Here is a 17,285-nt window from a genome sequence, read left to right as displayed (position 1 = left end):
AGAAAGCAGGGGAGATCGATCGTGTCCGCCGACTTCAAAGCCATGAAGAAGGACCTCGAGCACCGCATGGAGGGATCGCTTGGGGTGCTGCATAAGGAGTTCGCCGGTCTGCGTACCGGCCGTGCCTCCACCAGCCTTCTGGAGCCCATCACCGTCGAGGCCTATGGCAGCCCGATGCCGATGAACCAAGTCGGCACCATCGGCACGCCCGAACCCCGGATGCTGACCGTCCAGGTCTGGGACAAGGGCTTGGTCAAGGCAGTCGAAAAGGCCATCCGCGACGCCAACCTGGGGCTCAACCCGCAGACCGATGGCCAGTTGGTACGGGTGCCCATTCCGGCGCTCAACGAGGAACGCCGCAAGGAACTGACCAAGGTCGCCGGCAAGTATGCCGAGGAAGCCCGGGTCCATGTCCGCAACGTTCGTCGCCACGGCATGGACGAATTGAAGAAGCTGGAAAAAGACCACAAGATTTCCGAAGACGAGCATCGCACCTTCGGGGAGGAGGTCCAGAAGCTGACCGACTCCTACATCAAGAAGATCGACGAGGCGCTGCACGCCAAGGAAAAGGAAATCATGCAGGTCTGATGTCCCAAATGACCGCCGCGCCCCAACCCCAGGATCCATCGCCGTCGCCCGTGCACGTCGCCATCATCATGGATGGCAATGGCCGCTGGGCGCGTGCCCGCGGCTTGCCGAGAGTGGCGGGGCACCGGCGGGGGGCCGAGGCGGTGCGGACGACCATCCGGGCGGCCGTGGATTCAGGTGTCAAGTATTTGACTCTTTACGGCTTTTCCTCTGAGAATTGGAAAAGGCCAGCGTCCGAGGTAGCGGACCTGATGGGCCTGCTGCGCCTCTACCTTCGCAACGAGATCGCCAGCTTGCACGAGGGCGGCGTCTGCCTGCGCATCATCGGCGACCGCACCAAGCTGTCCGACGATATCGTGACCCTGATCGAGGACGCCGAGCGCTTGACGGTCGATAACCGGCAACTGGTGCTGACCATGGCTCTCAGCTACGGAGGCCGGGCCGAAATCGCCTGCGCCGCCCGCCGTCTTGCGGAGAAGGTCAAGGCCGGGGAACTGGATCCCGCCGCCATCGACGAAGACTCCTTCGCCCGCCACCTGTTCACCGAGGGGCTTCCCGATCCCGACATCCTTATCCGTACGTCGGGGGAGAAGCGGATCAGCAATTTTCTTCTTTGGCAACTCGCCTACACCGAGTTCGTGTTCGTCGATACCCTATGGCCCGACTTCTCCCAGCAGGACTTCAGAAACGCCTTGGGCGAATATCGGCGACGCGAGAGGCGTTATGGTCGAACCAACGGGTGAGCCGCGCCTTGGCAATCTTACGGTCCGTATTCTGTCGGCTCTGGCGCTGGCCCCGCCAGTACTGGCGGCGGTCTGGTTCGGGCGCCCCTACTTCGAGATACTGGTGGTCGTTTCCGCCGCCGTCATGCTCTGGGAATGGCAGCGTTTGGTCAGGCCGGCGCCGGCCCGTGTGGTTTGGCTGGCGGGGGGAGTCGCCTACGTGGTCCTGCCCTGTGCCGCCCTGATCTGGCTGCGCGCCGATGCCGAAGCCGGGGCCTTGGCCATTCTCTGGCTTCTCGCTGTCGTCTGGGCCACCGATACCGGGGCTTACGCCTTCGGCCGCCTGATTGGGGGCCCAAAGCTGGCGTCCGCCATCAGCCCCAAGAAAACCTGGGCCGGTCTGTTGGGCGGGATGGCCTGCGCGGGCGGTGCCGGCGCCGCCGTCGTCGTCGCGGGCGGGACCGAGGCTGCGGGGGGCTTGGCATCTCCGGCCCTGGCCGGGGCCCTGGTGGGGGGGCTTTCGCAGGGCGGCGACTTGTTCGAATCCTGGGTCAAGCGACGTTTCGGGGTAAAGGACTCCAGCAATATCATTCCAGGCCATGGGGGGCTGCTCGACCGGGTGGACGGCCTCTTGGCCGCCGCCTTGGCAATGGCCTTGATCCGGGTGGCCGGCGGAGGCAAGGTGCTGCCATGGTCATGATCCATTCCCAGCCCCGGCGCGTCACCGTGCTCGGGTCGACGGGTTCCATCGGCACCAGCACGGTGGACCTGCTGAAGCGCAATCCCGATTCATTTCAGGTGGAGGCCCTGACGGCCAACCGCAATGTGGCACTGCTTGCCGAACAGGCGCGAACACTGAAGGCCCGCCTGGCCGTGGTGGCCGATCCGGCGCGCTATGGCGAATTGAAGGCGGCACTCGACGGTTCGGGGATCGAGGGCGCCGCCGGGCCCCAGGCCGTGGTGGACGCCGCGGCGCGCCCGGCCGACTGGGTGATGGCCTCCATCGTCGGCGTGGCCGGGCTGGACCCCACCCTGGCTGCGGTGCGGCGGGGCGCTATCGTCGGCTTGGCCAATAAAGAGGTGCTGGTCTCCGCCGGCGCGGTGATGACCGCCGAGATCGCCCGCCACGGCGCGACCCTGCTGCCGGTCGATTCCGAGCATAGCGCCATTTTCCAGGTTCTCGACCGCGATCAACCGGAACGTATCGCCCGCATCATCCTGACCGCCTCGGGCGGCCCCTTTCGCGATCGCGGCCTGGAAGAGATGGCCGCCGTGACGCCGGAACAGGCGGTGGCCCATCCCAACTGGGACATGGGGGCCAAGATTTCGGTCGATTCCGCCACCATGATGAACAAGGGCCTGGAGCTGATCGAGGCCTACCACCTGTTCCCGGTTTCCGAGGACCGCATCGAGATCCTGGTTCACCCCCAGTCGGTGGTGCACAGCCTGGTGGACTACGTGGACGGGTCGGTCCTGGCGCAATTGGGGACGCCGGACATGCGCACCCCCATCGCCTACGCCCTGGCCTGGCCGAAACGGATGGAGACTCCGGCGGCGCGCCTGAAGCTGGAAGAGATCGCGACCCTGACCTTCCGGCGCCCCGACCTGGAACGGTTTCCTGCCCTGCGCCTGGCCCGCGAGGCCTTGCGGACCGGTGGTTCCGCCCCCACTATACTGAATGCGGCCAACGAGGTCGCCGTCGATCGCTTCCTCAAGCGGAACATCGGATTCCTGGACATCGCGCGGACGGTCGAGGAAACCCTGGCCGCCATGCCGACGCACCGGCTGGACTCGCTGGAAGACGTCCATGCCGTCGATGGCGAGGCGCGCCGCGTCGCCCAGGATGTCATCGACCGCCGCCAACGACGGCCATAGGAAGGACCCGAAATGGGATTGGATAGCATCACCGGCTTTCTGGGCAACCTGTGGGACTACGGCGTGCCGTTTCTGGTTACGCTCAGCGTGCTGGTTTTCGTGCACGAACTCGGCCACTTCTGGGTTGCCCGGCGCAACGGGGTGAAGGTCGAGGTCTTCTCCATCGGCTTCGGGACGGAGCTGTTCGGTTTCAACGACCGCCTGGGGACTCGCTGGAAGTTCAGTGCCGTGCCGCTGGGCGGCTACGTCAAGATGTTCGGCGAATACGATTTCGACGAGGAAAGCCCCGATCGTCCCCCGATGACCGACGCCGAGAAGGCCGTGTCCTTCCACCACAAACGCCTGGGGCAGCGGGCGGCCATCGTCGCCGCGGGGCCGATCGCCAATTTCCTGTTCGCCATCGCGGTGTTGGCCCTCATGTTCATGACGGTCGGCAATCCCCATCATCAGGCGGGAGTCGGCCAAGTGCAGCCCGGTAGCTCGGCCGAACAGGCCGGGTTCCAGAAGGGCGACTTGATAACGGCCATCGATGGCGAACCGACGCCCCGCTTCGAGGACTTGCGGCGCATAGTTTCGGCCCATCCCGGCCAAGGCCTGTCGTTCCGCTTGGTGCGCGACGGGGCCGAGATGACGCTTCAGGCGGTCCCCAAGGCTTCGGTCAGGGCGGACGAGGATGGCCGGACGCGGGAAGTCGGCCTGTTGGGCGTGCTGCCCGATCCCGCGCGGGTGGTCTACGAGCGCCATAATCCCCTGAGTGCCTCCTGGATGGCCGTGGAGAAATCCTTCGGCTTGGCGACCCGCATCCTTCAGGAAGTCGGCCTCATGGTCAGCGGCTCCCGCAACGCCGAGGATTTGGGCGGTCCCCTGCGCATCGCCCAGATGTCGGGCAAGATGGCGGAAAGCGGATTCGTTAGCCTCGTATTCTTCATGGCCGCCCTGTCGGTCAATCTCGGGTTGATCAATTTGTTCCCCATTCCGGTATTGGATGGGGGGCATCTCCTGTTCTACGCCGCCGAAGCCGTCCGTGGCCGGCCGCTGGACGCCCGCTATCAAGAATACGGTTTCCGCTTCGGCCTGATTCTGGTATTGCTGTTGATGATCTTCGCTACCTGGAACGACTTGGTCCACCTGAGGGTTTTCGAGTTTATTAAGAACTTCCTGTCATAAATCAGACCGACTGGGGACCCAGGGGGATCGCCTTGACTGGATTGATTCGAATCGCCGTACTGATCGCGAGCTTGGTCCTTCCGGGAACGGCGGCGCTTGCCCAGTCGGGCGGCATCATTCGTCAGGTTCAGGTGGAAGGCGCCCAACGTGTCGAGCCGGACACCGTCCGCTCCTATCTACTGATCCAGCCCGGCGACGCCTACGAACCCAGCCGTATCGACCGCTCGCTCAAGAGCCTGTTCGCCACCGGCCTGTTCGCCGACGTGACGCTGAAGCGAGAAGGTGACGTGCTGGTTGTCAGTGTGGTGGAGAATCCGGTCATCAACCGGGTTGCCTTCGAAGGCAATCGGAAGCTCGAAGACAAGGATCTGGAGACGGAAGTCACCCTGAAGCCGCGCATGATTTATACGCGGGCCAAGGTGCAGCAGGACGTGAAGCGTGTCCTCACTCTGTATCGGCGGAGCGGCCGTTTCGCCGCGACGGTCGAGCCCAAGGTTATCCAGTTGCCTCAGAACCGTGTCGACCTGGTCTTCGAAATCGAGGAAGGAGACCCCACGGCTGTCCGCAGCGTGCGCTTCGTCGGCAACGGCGAATTCGGCGATGGCCGCTTGCGCGAGGTGGTCCGTACGAAGGAGAGCCGCTGGTATCGCATGTTCAGTTCCGACGATACCTACGATCCGGACCGCCTGACCCTCGACCGCGAATTGTTGCGCCGCTTTTACATGGACAAGGGGTTCGCCGATTTCCGCGTGGTTTCGGGGATCGCCGAACTGACCCCGGACCGCAAGGCCTTTTTCATCACCTTCACCGTCGAGGAAGGCAACCGCTACGCGCTCGGCAAGGTGGACGTGGACGTGCGCTTGCGCGACGTCGATCCGCAGATGTTGCGCGACCAGATCGAGATCGAGACGGGCGATTGGTACAGCGCCAAGCTGATCGACAAGACCCTCGATACCCTGAGTATGGCCATCGGCGACACGGGCCTGCCCTTCGCCGACGTGCGCCCGCGTATCAACCGGGATCGCGAGAAGCGGATCATCGACGTGGTCTACGAGGTGAGCGAAGGACCGCGAGTGTTCGTCGAACGCATCGATGTCACGGGCAACATGCGCACCGTGGACAACGTGGTCCGCCGCGAGTTCCGCATGGTGGAAGGCGATGCGTTCAATTCCGCCAAGCTGAAGCGGTCCAAGACCCGTCTGCAGAACCTCGACTTCTTCGAGAAGGTCAATGTCGAGCAGTTGCCGGGCAGTGCGCCCGACAAGACCGTGATTGCCGTCGATGTGGCGGAAAAGTCGACGGGCTCCCTGACCCTGGGGGCCGGCTATTCGACGGCGGTCGGTCCCATGGGCGATGTGGGGGTGCGCGAGCGCAATCTCTTGGGCAAGGGGTATGATCTCAAGTCCAACTTCACCCTGTCGGCCAAGAGAAGCTCGATCGACGCCGGCTTCACCGATCCCTATTTCATGGATCGCGAGGTGGCGGGTGGCGTCGATGCCTTCCACTTTACCCAGGACAACCAGGATACCAGTTCCTACGATTTCAAGAAGACGGGTGGCGCGTTGCGTGCCGGGTATCCCATCACCGAAAACCTGCGGCAGAACTGGCGCTATACGTTGGCGAAGAGCGAGATGACCAACGTCGCCGCCAAGGCCTCCCAGGCGATCAAGTCGCAGGAGGGAACCACGACCATGTCGCAGGTCACCCATGGGTTGGCCTACGACCGCCGCGACAGCAAGGTGAAGCCGACCGAAGGCTACGTCGTCAGACTGACCAACGACGTCGCGGGCCTGGGGGGGACCACGCATTTTCTGCGCAACAAGATCGACGGGACGAAGTACTACGAACTCCACGAGAACTGGATATTGTCCGTCAAGGGAGCCGTCGGCCATATCGTCGGCTTGAGCGAGGACGTTCGCGTCATTGATCGCTATTTCGTCGGTGGCGACGACCTGCGCGGGTTCGCCATCGGCGGCGTCGGGCCGCGCGACAAGTCCACGGGAGATTCGCTGGGTGGCGAGTGGATGTACACGGCTTCCGCCCAGGTTGCCTTCCCGCTTGGCCTTCCGGAGGAGTTGGGAGTGGCGGGACATATCTTCATGGATGCCGGCAGTGCGGGCAAGGGCGGCGTCGACAACGTCGTCGTCAACGATACTGGCGCTATCCGCGCCGCCATCGGTGCGGGCGTTACTTGGGCATCCCCCATGGGGCCGATCGGCATCGACTTCGGCATTCCCATACTCAAAGAATCCTTCGACAAGACCGAAAGCTTCCGGTTCCAGTTCGGAACCAAGTTCTAGCAACGCCTTATAGGCAGGAGAGACCCTTGAAAACCTTTGCCAAACTGATTCTGGGCGGCTTGGCCGCCGCCGTCCTGTTCGCCGCTCCCGCTGTGGCCCAGGACAAGGGAGGCGCGGCTCCGGCCGCCGCCAAGCCCACCGTGGTCAAGGTCGCCGTCCTCAATGTCGAGGAAATCCTTCGCAAGTCGGCGGTGGCCAAGAACATCCGCGAGCAGATCAAGAAGCAGCGCACCGAGTTCCAGGCGACCATCCAGAAGGAGGAGGAACAACTTCGCGCCGCCGACCAGGAGTTGAAGCGCAAGCGCTCCCTGTTGTCTCCCGAGGCTTTCGCCGACGAGAGCAAGAAATTCCAGGAGAAACTGGGTGCCGTGCAGCGCCGCCTGCAGGACCGCAGCCGCGACTACGAGAAGGCCGACGGCGAGGCCATGAAGAAGGTCCAGGACGTGGTTAACGAGATCGTCGTGGACTTGGCCAAGCAGGAAGAAATCACCATGATCATGCGGGCCGAGGCTCTGATCTTCTGGGTCAAGCCGCTCGACATGACGGCGGAGGTGCTGAAGCGCCTCGACACCAAGCTGCCGAGCTTGGTGGTGACTGTGCCGGCGCCGTCTTCCGGGGCCGCCAAGCCCGCCAAGGAAGGCCAGAAGTAAGTCGGATGGCCGATCCGCGGTTCTTTCCTTCCGCCGGTCCGCTGGCTCTTGGCGAGCTGGCGGAAATCGCCGGGGCGGAGCTGGAAGGCACCGCGGATTCCGGGCTAGCCTTCGACGACGTGGCGCCCCTCGATACGGCGGGGCCACGTCATGTCGGCTTTCTCGACAACAAGCTTTACACCGAGTCTTTCCGGAACAGCCGCGCCGGCGCCTGTCTGGTCCATCCGGACATGGTGCGTCTCGCGCCATCGGGCATGGCGCTCCTCGTGACCCGTGAGCCGTATCATGGCTACGCCAAGGTGGCGCGCGCCTTCCACCCGGAACCGGCCCTGGTGCCGGGTATCCACCCGGTCGCCGCCGTCGATCCCACTGCCCGCCTGGGGGCCGGCTGCCAAGTCGATGCCGGGGCGGCGATCGGTGCCCGGGCCGAAGTCGGCGCCCGCTGCCGGATCGGGGCCAACGCCGTGATCGGCGATGGGGTGGTGGTGGGCGACGACTGCCGCATCGGTCCCCGGGTGGCCCTGGCCTGCTGTCTGGTGGGGCACCGCGTCACCATCCATGCGGGGACCAGCATCGGCCAGGACGGCTTCGGCTTCGCCATGGGGCCGAAGGGCCATCTCAAGGTGCCGCAACTGGGGCGGGTGATCGTCGAGGACGACGTGGAGATCGGCGCCAACTGCGCCATCGACCGTGGCGCCGGACCCGATACGATCATCGGCGCCGGAACCAAAATTGATAATCTGGTCCAGATAGGCCATAACGTCCGCCTGGGGCGCAACTGCGTGATCGTCTCCCAGGTGGGGATCTCGGGCAGCACCACGGTGGGCGACTTCGCCATCATGGCCGGGCAGGCCGGCTTGACCGGCCACCTGACCATCGGCAGCGGCGCCCGCATCGCCGCGCAGGCCGGGGTGATGCGCGACGTGGCGCCCGGCGAGACGGTAGGCGGTTCGCCCGCCATGCCGCAGCGCGAGTGGCTGAAGAGCGTGGCGATGATCGAACGCATGGTCAGGAAGAAGAAGGGGGCTTGACGGATGTCGGACGGCGATGCGAACCAGGTGATCGACATCAACCGCATCATGCGGATGATTCCGCACCGTTACCCGTTCCTGCTGATCGACCGGGTGGTGGACGTGGTGCCGGGCGAAAGCGCCGTCGGCATCAAGAACGTGACCATCAACGATAATTTCTTCCAGGGCCATTTTCCGGAACGGCCGATCATGCCGGGTGTGCTGGTCATCGAGTCCATGGCCCAGACGGCCGCCGTGCTGGTGGTCCATACCATGGGGCCGGATGCCGAAGGCAAGCTGGTCTATTTCATGAGCGTCGAGGAAGCGCGCTTCCGCAAGCCCATCGGGCCGGGCGACACGGTGCGCATCCATGTCGCCAAGCAGCACAGCCGGGGCAAGGTCTGGAAGTTCAAGGGCGAAGCGCGGGTCGACGGCGCGCTCATGGCGGAAGCGACCTATACCGCCATGATCGTGGACGGCTAGCCCGATGGCGACTTCCATTCACCCCACTGCCCTGATCGATGCCGGCGCCGCAATAGGCGAGAACGTTTCCATCGGGCCATTCTGCACGGTTGGTCCCCATGTCGTCCTTGAGGACGGCGTTTCCTTGGTTTCCCACGTGGTCGTGGGCGGGCGCACCCGCATCGGCGCCAACAGCCGGGTCTGTCCCTTCGCTTCCATCGGCTCGCCGCCCCAGGACCTCAAGTACCGGGGCGAACCCTCGGAACTGACGATCGGGCGCAACAACGTCATCCGCGAACACGTCACCATGAACCCGGGCACCGAAGGCGGCGGCATGCTGACTTCGGTCGGCAACGACTGCCTGTTCATGATGGGGGCCCATGTCGCCCATGATTGCCGCATCGGCGACCATGTGATCCTGGTCAACAGCGCCACCCTGGGCGGCCACGTGACCATCGAGGACTGGGCCATCGTCGGCGGCCTGTCGGCCGTGCACCAGTTCGTGCGCATCGGCAAGCACGCCATGATCGGCGGCTGTTCGGGCATCGAGAACGACGTCATTCCCTACGGTTCGGTGACCGGCAACCGGGCCAAGCTGCAGGGTCTCAACATCGTCGGCCTGAAGCGGCGCAACTTCACGCGCGAGCAGATCCACGACCTGCGCCGTGCCTACCGCCTGGTTTTCGCCGAGGAAGGCACCCTGGCGGAGCGTCTGGAGGACGTGGCGGAACTGTTCAAGGACCACGAACCGGTCATGGACATCCTGGACTTCATCCGCGCCGATTCCAAGCGGGGCATCTGCTTGCCCGCCCACGTGGATGACGGGGTCTGAGGCGAAGCTGGGCATCCTGGCCGGCGGCGGCGACCTGCCGGCCCGCCTGATCGACGCCTGCCGGCGCTCGGGGCGGCCGTATTACGTCATCGCCTTCGAAGGCCAATGCGACCCGGCGAGCGTGGCCGGAGCGCCCCACGCCTGGGTTCGTCTAGGGGCGGCGGGGACCACCCTGAAGCTGCTGCGCGACGCCGGGGTGGCCGAACTGGTCATGGCCGGCGGTATTCGGCGTCCATCGCTGGCCGCGTTGCGCCCCGATGCCTGGGCCGCGAAATTCCTGTTGAAATCAGGGGCTATGGCCTTGGGCGACGACGGACTTCTCAAGGCCCTGATCCGCGAGTTGGAACAAGCCGAAGGCTTCTCTCTGGTGGGAGTGGAAAGTCTGTTGCCTTCCTCTATGGCCGGCGAGGGGGTCCTTGGCTCCTTGCGGCCGGATGACGCGGCGCTCGCCGACGTGGCGCGCGGCGTGACGGTAGCCAAGGGCCTGGGCGCGCTGGACGTGGGGCAGGGGGCGGTGGTCCAGCAGGGCCTTGTCTTGGCGGTCGAGGCGGCGGAAGGCACCGATGCCATGCTGGAGCGTGCGGGGACCCTGCGCCGGGAAGGCCCCGGCGGCGTGTTGGTCAAGGTCAAGAAGCCCAACCAGGAAGGCCGTGCCGACCTGCCGACGATCGGCGTCGCTACGGTTCGGAAGGCTCATGGCGCGGGATTGCGCGGCATCGCGGTGGAGGCGGGCGGCGCCCTGATCGTCGATGGCGAGGCCGTGGCCCGCGCCGCCGATGCCGCCGGATTGTTCCTTCTGGGGGTCAGGGTCGATCCATGACCGGCCCCTTGATCTTCCTGGTCGCCGGCGAGCCTTCGGGGGATGCCCTGGGGGCCAGTCTGATGGCGGGACTGAGGAAGCTGCGCCCCGACGTCCGCTTCGTCGGCGTCGGCGGCGAGCGGATGTGCGCCGAAGGGCTGGAAAGCCTTTTCCCCATGGCGGACCTCGCGGTGATGGGCCTGGCGGAGGTGGTGCCGCGCCTGCCCAATCTGGTCCGCCGCATCCGCCAGACGGCGGCCGAGGTGGAGCGCTTGCGCCCCGCCGCCCTGGTGACCATCGACGCTCCCGACTTCTCGTTCCGGGTTGCCCGAAAGTTGAAGGGCAAGGGGATTCCCCTGATCCACTACGTGGCGCCCACGGTTTGGGCCTGGCGGCCGGGGCGGGCGCGCAAGATCGCCCGCTTCCTCGACCACCTTCTGGTGCTTCTGCCTTTCGAACCGCCCTGGTTCGAACGTGAAGGCCTCGGCTGCACCTTCGTCGGCCATCCGGTGGTGGAAAGCGGGGCCGACCGGGGCGACGGGGCGCGCTTCCGCGCCGCCCACGGTATTCCGGCGTCGGCGCCGCTGCTCTGCGTCCTGCCGGGCAGCCGCCAGGGGGAGGTGATGCGTCTGCTGCCGGTTTTTGCCGCGACTCTGGAACGCCTGCGTGCCAGCCATCCCGACCTGCGGGTGGTGGTGCCGACGGTGGCCAACGTCGCCGCGACGGTACGACGGGCCACATGGCCGGTACCGGCCGTGGTGGTGGACGGGCAGGCGGAAAAATACGACGCCTTCGCCGCTGCCGATGCGGCCCTGGCGGCATCGGGAACGGTCGCCCTGGAACTGGCCCTGGCCGGCACGCCCACGGTCGTCGCCTATCGGGTCAACCGCCTGACCGCCTGGCTGGCCAGGCGCCTGATCCGGGTGCGCTGGGTCAACCTGGTCAATATCCTTTTGGACCGGGGCGCGGTGCCCGAGCTGCTGCAGGAGGCGTGCTCGCCCGACCGGCTTGCCGACGAACTGCGGAGTCTGCTGGATGACGAGGCGGCCCGCCAAGCGCAACGGGATGCCGGCGGTCTGGCCTTGGCGATGCTGGGCCGTGGCGGGGTGTCTCCAGGCGACCGCGCGGCGCGCGCGGTGCTACAACAGGCGAATCAGTTGCTTGGCGAAGGTGATGGCGGCCAGGGCGCCGAGACCTAATCCCCCGATCACCAGGATGTAGAGGATGATCTGGGTGCTGATGCGCGAGGCTTTGGTCTTGGCTGCGGCCGAAGGGGGGCGGCGCGCGGCGTCCTTGGCCGGCACGGACGGGATCGGCTTGGCCGCCGGACGGGGAGCTTGTTGCGGAATAGGGCGGCGGGGCAGATTGGGGATGACCGGTGTCGCCGCCGGGCGTGGGACCGGAGCCGTCTTGGGTTTGGCCGGTACGGCGCGGACGGTCCCATCCCTGTCGATACGGTGGATGATTTTGCCCTTGGGCTTGCCGCCGGGGACCGGTACGAGTTCGACCACCCGCACCGCGGCGATATTGGCCCGATCTTCGATCAGCATCGCGGCGGAGGCGATGGACAGTTCCCGTTCGTCATAGACGGATTCCATCCGCCACTTTCCCTCGACCTGGGAATGGACCTCGTAGGCGGTGTCGGCCATGGCCCTTTCCCCTACGCGTCCGGCGGCTGGATCTTGCAATTGGCGGCGCCGATCAGGTAGCCGATGGCTCCCCTGCCATCGTCCAGGGGCAGGATGATACCGCGGAACTTCACGGTACAGCCGCTGGCGTCAACAAAGTTTCCTCCATGCGAGATGGGGACCCCCTTTTCCAAGACCTGTTCGTAATAGGCGGTCGCCTGGCCCAGCAGACTTGCCGCCGGGACGGCCGAGACGGCCAAGCCGATCGGAGATCCGTCGAGATCAAGGGTAAGGGTGCGGCCTGCGCCTTCGACGACGGGTTCGCGGTCGCGCCGCAGGCGCAGCAGGAACAGCGCGGGCCGGATATCTTCGAGATCGCGCGCCGACAGGGCAGCGAAGGTGGGCAAAGGCCGGCCTTCGGCCGCCGCCCGCCAGTGCCCGAGGAGCCGGAGAACCAGCCTCCGTTCGACTCCACCTTCCGTCCCGCCCATGCCAGACCCCGATGATGTTCTCTCCCCCACTTTATCGGGGAATGGGGGTATGCTTCAATGGTGGGAAAACAATGGAATGCGGTGCTATGGGTGTCGAAATCGAACGCAAGTTCCTGGTCGCCAAGGAAAGCTGGCGCGGGCTGGACGGGGGTACGACCTACCGCCAGGGCTACCTGGCGGTCGACGCCGAACGCACGGTGCGGGTGCGCACGGCTGGCGAAAAGGGCTTCCTGACCATCAAGGGAACCGGAACCGGCTTGACCAGACCCGAATTCGAGTTCGCGATTCCGGTGGCGGAAGCCACGGCCCTTCTGGACGATCTTTGTCTGAAGCCTTTGATCGAAAAGGTACGCTACCGCATTCCCCACGCCGGCCTGATCTGGGAGGTGGACGAGTTCCAGGGAAACAACCGGGGCCTGATTCTGGCCGAAGTCGAACTCAGCCACGCGGAAGAGGCCATCGTCTTACCCGACTGGGTGGGCGAGGAAGTCACCGGCGATCCCCGTTATTACAATTCCTACTTGGTCGGTCGTCCCTTCACCGCCTGGTGAAGGCCGCACCCGGATAGATTTCTGAAACTTGTCCTGATACTCCAATGACAAAGACCTGTTTGACAGGCGCCCATCTCTACATGTAATGCGTATACGAGCGTTTCATGGAGGCCGCATCGGTGGGGGCGCTGGAGGCGTTTCTTCGGGAAGTTGGGGCGGTGCGGCGATCGGGTGCGGGGGTCGATGAGGCTTCCTACTATCCGGCGGTGCACCAGTTGCTGAGTACTGTGGGCCAACGCCTGGACCCGCCGGTCTTCTGCCTGTCGCAGCCGAAAAGCCGGGGGGCCGGACGGCCCGATTTCATGCTCTATTCCAGTCTGGCCGGGGCCAGCCTGGACGCCCCGCTGCCCGACCGGCCGCCCGATCGCGGCGTGGTCGAGGTGAAGGCCCCCCGCGAGTCGGTCGAACACCTGCGCCATTCCGAGCAGGCGCTCCGCTATTGGGAGGAATACGGGCTCACCCTGCTGACCAACCTCCGGCGCTGGCTGGTGATGGGCAAGGACGCCTTCGGGCGGCGCATCGCGCTGGAGGATTTCGAACTGTCGCCGTCCGGCGAGAACTTCTTCGATCTCTGCGCCGATCCCAAGGGGGCGCAGAAGCGCATCGGCGCGCGGTTCGAAGCCTTCCTGGCCCGGTTCATGCTGCTGGAGGCGCCGCTTTCCCGGCCGCGGGAGGTGGCCTGGCTGCTGGCTTCCTACGCCCGCGAGGCGCTCTGGCAGATGGAGGGGAACCCGGAGCCCCAGAACCTGGAACTGATCCGCCGCGCGCTGGAAGAAACCCTGGGCATGCGCTTCGAGGGCGAGAAGGGCCGGCATTTCTTCCATTCCACCTATGTGCAGACCCTGTTCTACGGGCTGTTCTCGTCGTGGGTGCTGTGGTGGCGGCGCTGGCGGCTGAAGGCGGAAGAGGGCGAGGCGGGCAAGATCGTGCCCGAACTGATCGCCGACGAATACCACTTCGTGCCGACCAGCTTCACCGCCGGTTCGGCCAGCTGGCAGATGGATCGCCTGCCCGCCCTGGGCGTGCTGTTCGAGCAGGCGAGAAGTCCGGGCAACCTGGGCCCCTTGCGGATGTTCGAGTTGCTGTCCTGCGCCGCCGGGGTGCTGCGCCGCATCGACCAGGACGCCTTCTTCAAGGTCTTCGACGAGGAACACGCGGTCCCCTATTTCTACGAACCGTTCCTGGAAGCCTTCGATCCCGGCCTGCGCAAGGACCTGGGGGTTTGGTACACGCCGCCCGAGGTCGTGGACTACATGGTGGCCCGCGTGGACAGGGCGTTGCGCGAAGACCTGGGGATCGCCGACGGGCTGGCGGACGAACGGGTCTACGTGCTGGACCCTTGCGCCGGGACGGGATCGTTCCTGATGGGGGTGCTCAGGCGCATCCGCGACGGGCTCAAGGCGAAGCACGGCGACGCCCTGATCCGGGCGGATCTGCAGAAGGCGGCGACGGAACGCCTGGTCGGCTTCGAAATCCTGCCGGCGCCCTACGTGGTGGCCTACCTGCAGAGCCTCCTGTTCCTGGAGGGCGAGGGGGTGTCGCTGGCCGGCTGGGAGGACCGGCAGAACGGCCAGCCGGCGCGGCTCGCGCTCTATCTGACCAACGCGCTGACGGGGTGGGAGGAGGCGGAGCGGGACAAATGGTCCCTGCCTTTTCCCGAGTTGCAGAACGAACGGGATGGGGCCCATCGGGTGAAGCGGGAGAAGCCGGTTCTGGTGGTGATCGGCAACCCGCCCTACAACGGCTTCGCCGGGGCGGCGATGGACGAGGAAATGGCCCTGGGCGAGGCCTACCGGACCACCCGCCGGGTGCGCCGGCCGGAAGGGCAGGGATTGAACGATCTTTACGTCCGCTTCTTCCGTATGGCCGAACGGCGCATCGTCGAGGCGACGGGCGAAGGGGTGGTCTGCCTGATTTCCAACTACTCCTGGCTGGACGGGCTGTCCTACACGGGGATGCGGGAACGCTTCCTGGAGGCGTTCGATTCCATCCGCATCGACTGCCTGAACGGCGACAAGTACCGCACCGGCAAGCTGACCCCCGACGGCCGGCCCGATCCCAGCATCTTTTCGACCGATCTCAACCGCGAAGGCATCCAGGTGGGCACGGCCATCGCGACGATGGTGCGGAAGAAACGCCCGGAAGGCGGGCCGTCCGGTTCGGCGGAAGTGCTGTTCCGCCATTTCTGGGGCAAGGACAAGCGCCGGGACCTGGCGTCCGGCGCCGAGCGCGACGGCCGGAGCCTCTACACCCCGGTGGCGCCGGTCCTCGAACTGGGCCTGCCCTTCCAGCCCACCGCCGCCGCCCCCGAATACTTCCGCTGGCCCCTGCTCACCGACCTCTTGCCGGTGTCGTTTCCAGGGGTGAAGACCAGTCGGGATCAGTTCCTGGTTGCCATCGACCGTTCCCAGTTGGAACGCCGCCTGAACCAGTACTTCGATCCGACCCTGACCCACGAGGAAGTGGCCCGCCTCCACCCGCAGGTCATGAAGGATACCGGGCGTTTCAAGGCCAGGGATACCAGGGACTTTCTTCTCCGGCGGGGGCGGGATGGCGGCGCCGTCGTCCGGTACGCCTACAGGCCTTTCGACAATCGCTGGCTCTACTGGGACCCCGACACCAAGCTGCTCGACGAGAAGCGAACCGAGTATTTTTCCAACCATCCGGGAACCGCCTGGCATGGCGGCGCCATCGTCCGCTATTGGTACCGGCCCTTCGACAGGCGCTGGCTCTACTGGGACCCCGACACCGACTTGCTGGACCGGAAGCGAAGCGAGTACGTCCGCCAACTGCGGGCCTCCAACCTTTGGCTTTGCAGTATCCAGCAGGCCCGGCGGGAGAAGCCCGCGCCTTTTGTGGCCCGCCATCTCGGGTCTCTGCATGTGATGGAGCGGGGCGGCAGCTATTTCCCTCTCTATCTGAGAGGCGACGAGGAAAAATCCTTGCTGGACGGTGAAGCGGCGCCCAACCTGTCGGCCATGGCGGCCCGCTATCTGGCCGATCTGGAAGCGAAACCGGAAGATCTGTTCCACCATATCGTGGCGGTCCTGCACGCGCCCGGTTACGAGGCGGAGAATTCCGACGGCGCCCGCCTCGACTGGCCCCGCATCCCCCTGCCTTCCTGCCGCGCCGGTCTGGAGGATTCGGCGGCGTTGGGGCGGGAGGTGGCGGCCTTGCTCGATCCGGAAGCGGCGCTGCCCGGCCTGGCCCGGCCGCCCCTGCGGGTCCTGGGCCTGGTGGCGGCGGCGGATGGGTCAGGGCGGTCCTTGGGGCCTGGCGATCTGGCGCTCCGCGCGCGCTGGGGGGTGGCCGGACAGGACGGAGTCTGCATGCCGGGTCCCGGCCGCAGCGTCGCCCGCCCCTGGTCCGCGGCCGAAAGGGAAGCCCTGGGTTCCGCCATCCTTCTGCTGGGCGAGACCTGCCGCGACGTCCACCTGAACGACATGGCCGTCTGGCAGGGTGTGCCCGAACCGGTTTGGTCCTACACCCTGGGCGGCTACCAGGTGGTCAAGAAGTGGCTGTCCTACCGCGAGGAGACCCTGCTGGGCCGGCCGCTCATCCCCGACGAGGCCCGAGAGGTGAGCGCCATGGTCCGGCGCATCGCCGCCCTTCTCCTGCTCGCCCCCCGCCTGGACGCCAACTATCGCTCCGCCCGGAGGGCGGGCGGCCAAAGGCAGAATGGAGAGCCGATTCCGTCTTCTCTGGATCGGCTCTAGTCCTTTCCCTTGGCGTGCAGGATGCGCACCAGGTCGAACAGCCGCTTCTGCACCTCCGGGCTGGCGATGCGGAAGTAGTTGTAGACCAGCTGGATACCCTCGCTGGAGGCCAGGGGATCGCCTTCCAGGACTTCCTGCGGCACGTCTTCGAGCCCCGGCCCGCGCGGGGCCTTGCTGTCCTTGAGGTAGTCGTCGATGCCTTCGAAAAAGAAGCTGACCTCGACTCCCAAGGCGCGGGCAACCTTGAACAGGTTGCTGGAGCCGATCCGGTTGGCTCCGTTCTCGTATTTCTGGATCTGCTGGAAGGTGACGCCGATGGCCTCCCCCAACTTTGTCTGGCTGATACGCAGTCCGACCCGGCGTTCGCGGATCCGGGTGCCCACGAAGCGATCGATGGGGTCGGGGGATTCTTTCCTTTTCCGCTTTGGCATTGTTGCTATCTTCCGTTGTTCCTTTGGCAGAAGCGACCCTAAACCAAAAAATTCTCCGACGCC

General features: G+C 65.7%; 17 protein-coding genes. 14 read left to right on the top strand and 3 right to left on the bottom strand.

Going from position 1 to position 17,285, the window contains the following annotated elements:
• The first annotated feature begins 42 nt into the window (after positions 1-42).
• Genes frr through lpxB form a run of 12 tightly spaced genes read left to right on the top strand, consistent with a single transcriptional unit; the run spans position 43 to position 11,604 of the window.
• Positions 43-588 carry a ribosome recycling factor gene (frr, locus tag H7841_01575; protein ID MEO5335572.1) on the top strand — a complete coding sequence of 182 codons (546 nt, stop codon included), beginning with the start codon at positions 43-45 and terminating at the stop codon, positions 586-588.
• A gap of 8 nt (positions 589-596) precedes the next feature.
• Entirely contained in the window at positions 597-1,331 is a 735-nt protein-coding gene (locus tag H7841_01570; protein ID MEO5335571.1) for an isoprenyl transferase, read from the top strand.
• On the top strand, positions 1,312-2,010 hold the full coding sequence (locus H7841_01565; GenBank protein ID MEO5335570.1) for a phosphatidate cytidylyltransferase: 699 nt from the start codon (positions 1,312-1,314) through the stop codon (positions 2,008-2,010). Before H7841_01570 ends, H7841_01565 begins: the two co-directional genes overlap by 20 nt.
• A complete protein-coding gene (locus tag H7841_01560) occupies positions 2,001-3,185 on the top strand; it encodes a 1-deoxy-D-xylulose-5-phosphate reductoisomerase (GenBank protein ID MEO5335569.1) in 1,185 nt (394 codons plus the stop codon). Before H7841_01565 ends, H7841_01560 begins: the two co-directional genes overlap by 10 nt.
• A 12-nt stretch (positions 3,186-3,197) precedes the next feature.
• Positions 3,198-4,352, top strand: coding sequence for an RIP metalloprotease RseP (gene rseP / locus H7841_01555; GenBank protein MEO5335568.1), 1,155 nt, complete (start codon positions 3,198-3,200; stop codon positions 4,350-4,352).
• A 32-nt stretch (positions 4,353-4,384) separates the two neighbouring features.
• A complete protein-coding gene (gene bamA / locus H7841_01550; protein MEO5335567.1) occupies positions 4,385-6,652 on the top strand; it encodes an outer membrane protein assembly factor BamA in 2,268 nt (755 codons plus the stop codon).
• Between the two features lie 26 nt (positions 6,653-6,678).
• Positions 6,679-7,302, top strand: a complete 624-nt coding sequence (locus tag H7841_01545) for an OmpH family outer membrane protein (GenBank protein MEO5335566.1) — start codon at positions 6,679-6,681, stop codon at positions 7,300-7,302.
• A 5-nt stretch (positions 7,303-7,307) separates the two neighbouring features.
• On the top strand, positions 7,308-8,333 hold the full coding sequence (lpxD, locus tag H7841_01540) for a UDP-3-O-(3-hydroxymyristoyl)glucosamine N-acyltransferase (GenBank protein MEO5335565.1): 1,026 nt from the start codon (positions 7,308-7,310) through the stop codon (positions 8,331-8,333).
• A gap of 3 nt (positions 8,334-8,336) precedes the next feature.
• Positions 8,337-8,795, top strand: a complete 459-nt coding sequence (fabZ, locus tag H7841_01535; protein MEO5335564.1) for a 3-hydroxyacyl-ACP dehydratase FabZ — start codon at positions 8,337-8,339, stop codon at positions 8,793-8,795.
• Positions 8,796-8,799: 4 nt separating this feature from the next.
• Complete coding sequence (gene lpxA / locus H7841_01530; GenBank protein ID MEO5335563.1) at positions 8,800-9,606, top strand: acyl-ACP--UDP-N-acetylglucosamine O-acyltransferase; 807 nt, start codon at positions 8,800-8,802, stop codon at positions 9,604-9,606.
• Entirely contained in the window at positions 9,593-10,426 is an 834-nt protein-coding gene (lpxI, locus tag H7841_01525) for a UDP-2,3-diacylglucosamine diphosphatase LpxI (protein MEO5335562.1), read from the top strand. The genes lpxA and lpxI overlap by 14 nt, the downstream gene beginning before the upstream one ends.
• Positions 10,423-11,604 carry a lipid-A-disaccharide synthase gene (gene lpxB, locus H7841_01520; GenBank protein ID MEO5335561.1) on the top strand — a complete coding sequence of 394 codons (1,182 nt, stop codon included), beginning with the start codon at positions 10,423-10,425 and terminating at the stop codon, positions 11,602-11,604. The genes lpxI and lpxB overlap by 4 nt, the downstream gene beginning before the upstream one ends.
• Here the strand turns inward: lpxB and H7841_01515 are convergent.
• Positions 11,545-12,054 (bottom strand): hypothetical protein, encoded by a 510-nt coding sequence (locus H7841_01515; GenBank protein MEO5335560.1) that lies wholly within the window; start codon positions 12,052-12,054, stop codon positions 11,545-11,547. The genes lpxB and H7841_01515 overlap by 60 nt on opposite strands.
• 11 nt (positions 12,055-12,065) lie before the next feature.
• The gene (locus tag H7841_01510; GenBank protein MEO5335559.1) at positions 12,066-12,524 is read right to left on the bottom strand and encodes a hypothetical protein; all 459 of its coding nucleotides are present in this window, start codon (positions 12,522-12,524) and stop codon (positions 12,066-12,068) included.
• 86 nt (positions 12,525-12,610) lie between these two features.
• Here H7841_01510 and H7841_01505 point away from each other — a divergent pair, with 86 nt between their 5' ends.
• Complete coding sequence (locus H7841_01505; GenBank protein ID MEO5335558.1) at positions 12,611-13,075, top strand: CYTH domain-containing protein; 465 nt, start codon at positions 12,611-12,613, stop codon at positions 13,073-13,075.
• Positions 13,076-13,179: 104 nt separating this feature from the next.
• Positions 13,180-16,791 carry an N-6 DNA methylase gene (locus H7841_01500; protein MEO5335557.1) on the top strand — a complete coding sequence of 1,204 codons (3,612 nt, stop codon included), beginning with the start codon at positions 13,180-13,182 and terminating at the stop codon, positions 16,789-16,791.
• Here H7841_01500 and H7841_01495 read toward each other — a convergent pair.
• Entirely contained in the window at positions 16,788-17,174 is a 387-nt protein-coding gene (locus H7841_01495) for a helix-turn-helix domain-containing protein (protein ID MEO5335556.1), read from the bottom strand. The genes H7841_01500 and H7841_01495 overlap by 4 nt on opposite strands.
• Positions 17,175-17,285 lie beyond the last annotated feature (111 nt).

The organism is Magnetospirillum sp. WYHS-4 (assembly GCA_039908345.1).
Classification (GTDB): domain Bacteria; phylum Pseudomonadota; class Alphaproteobacteria; order Rhodospirillales; family GLO-3; genus JAMOBD01.
The sequence above is the reverse complement of the archived record's forward strand: the minus strand, read 5'-3'. Positions and strand labels throughout refer to the sequence as shown.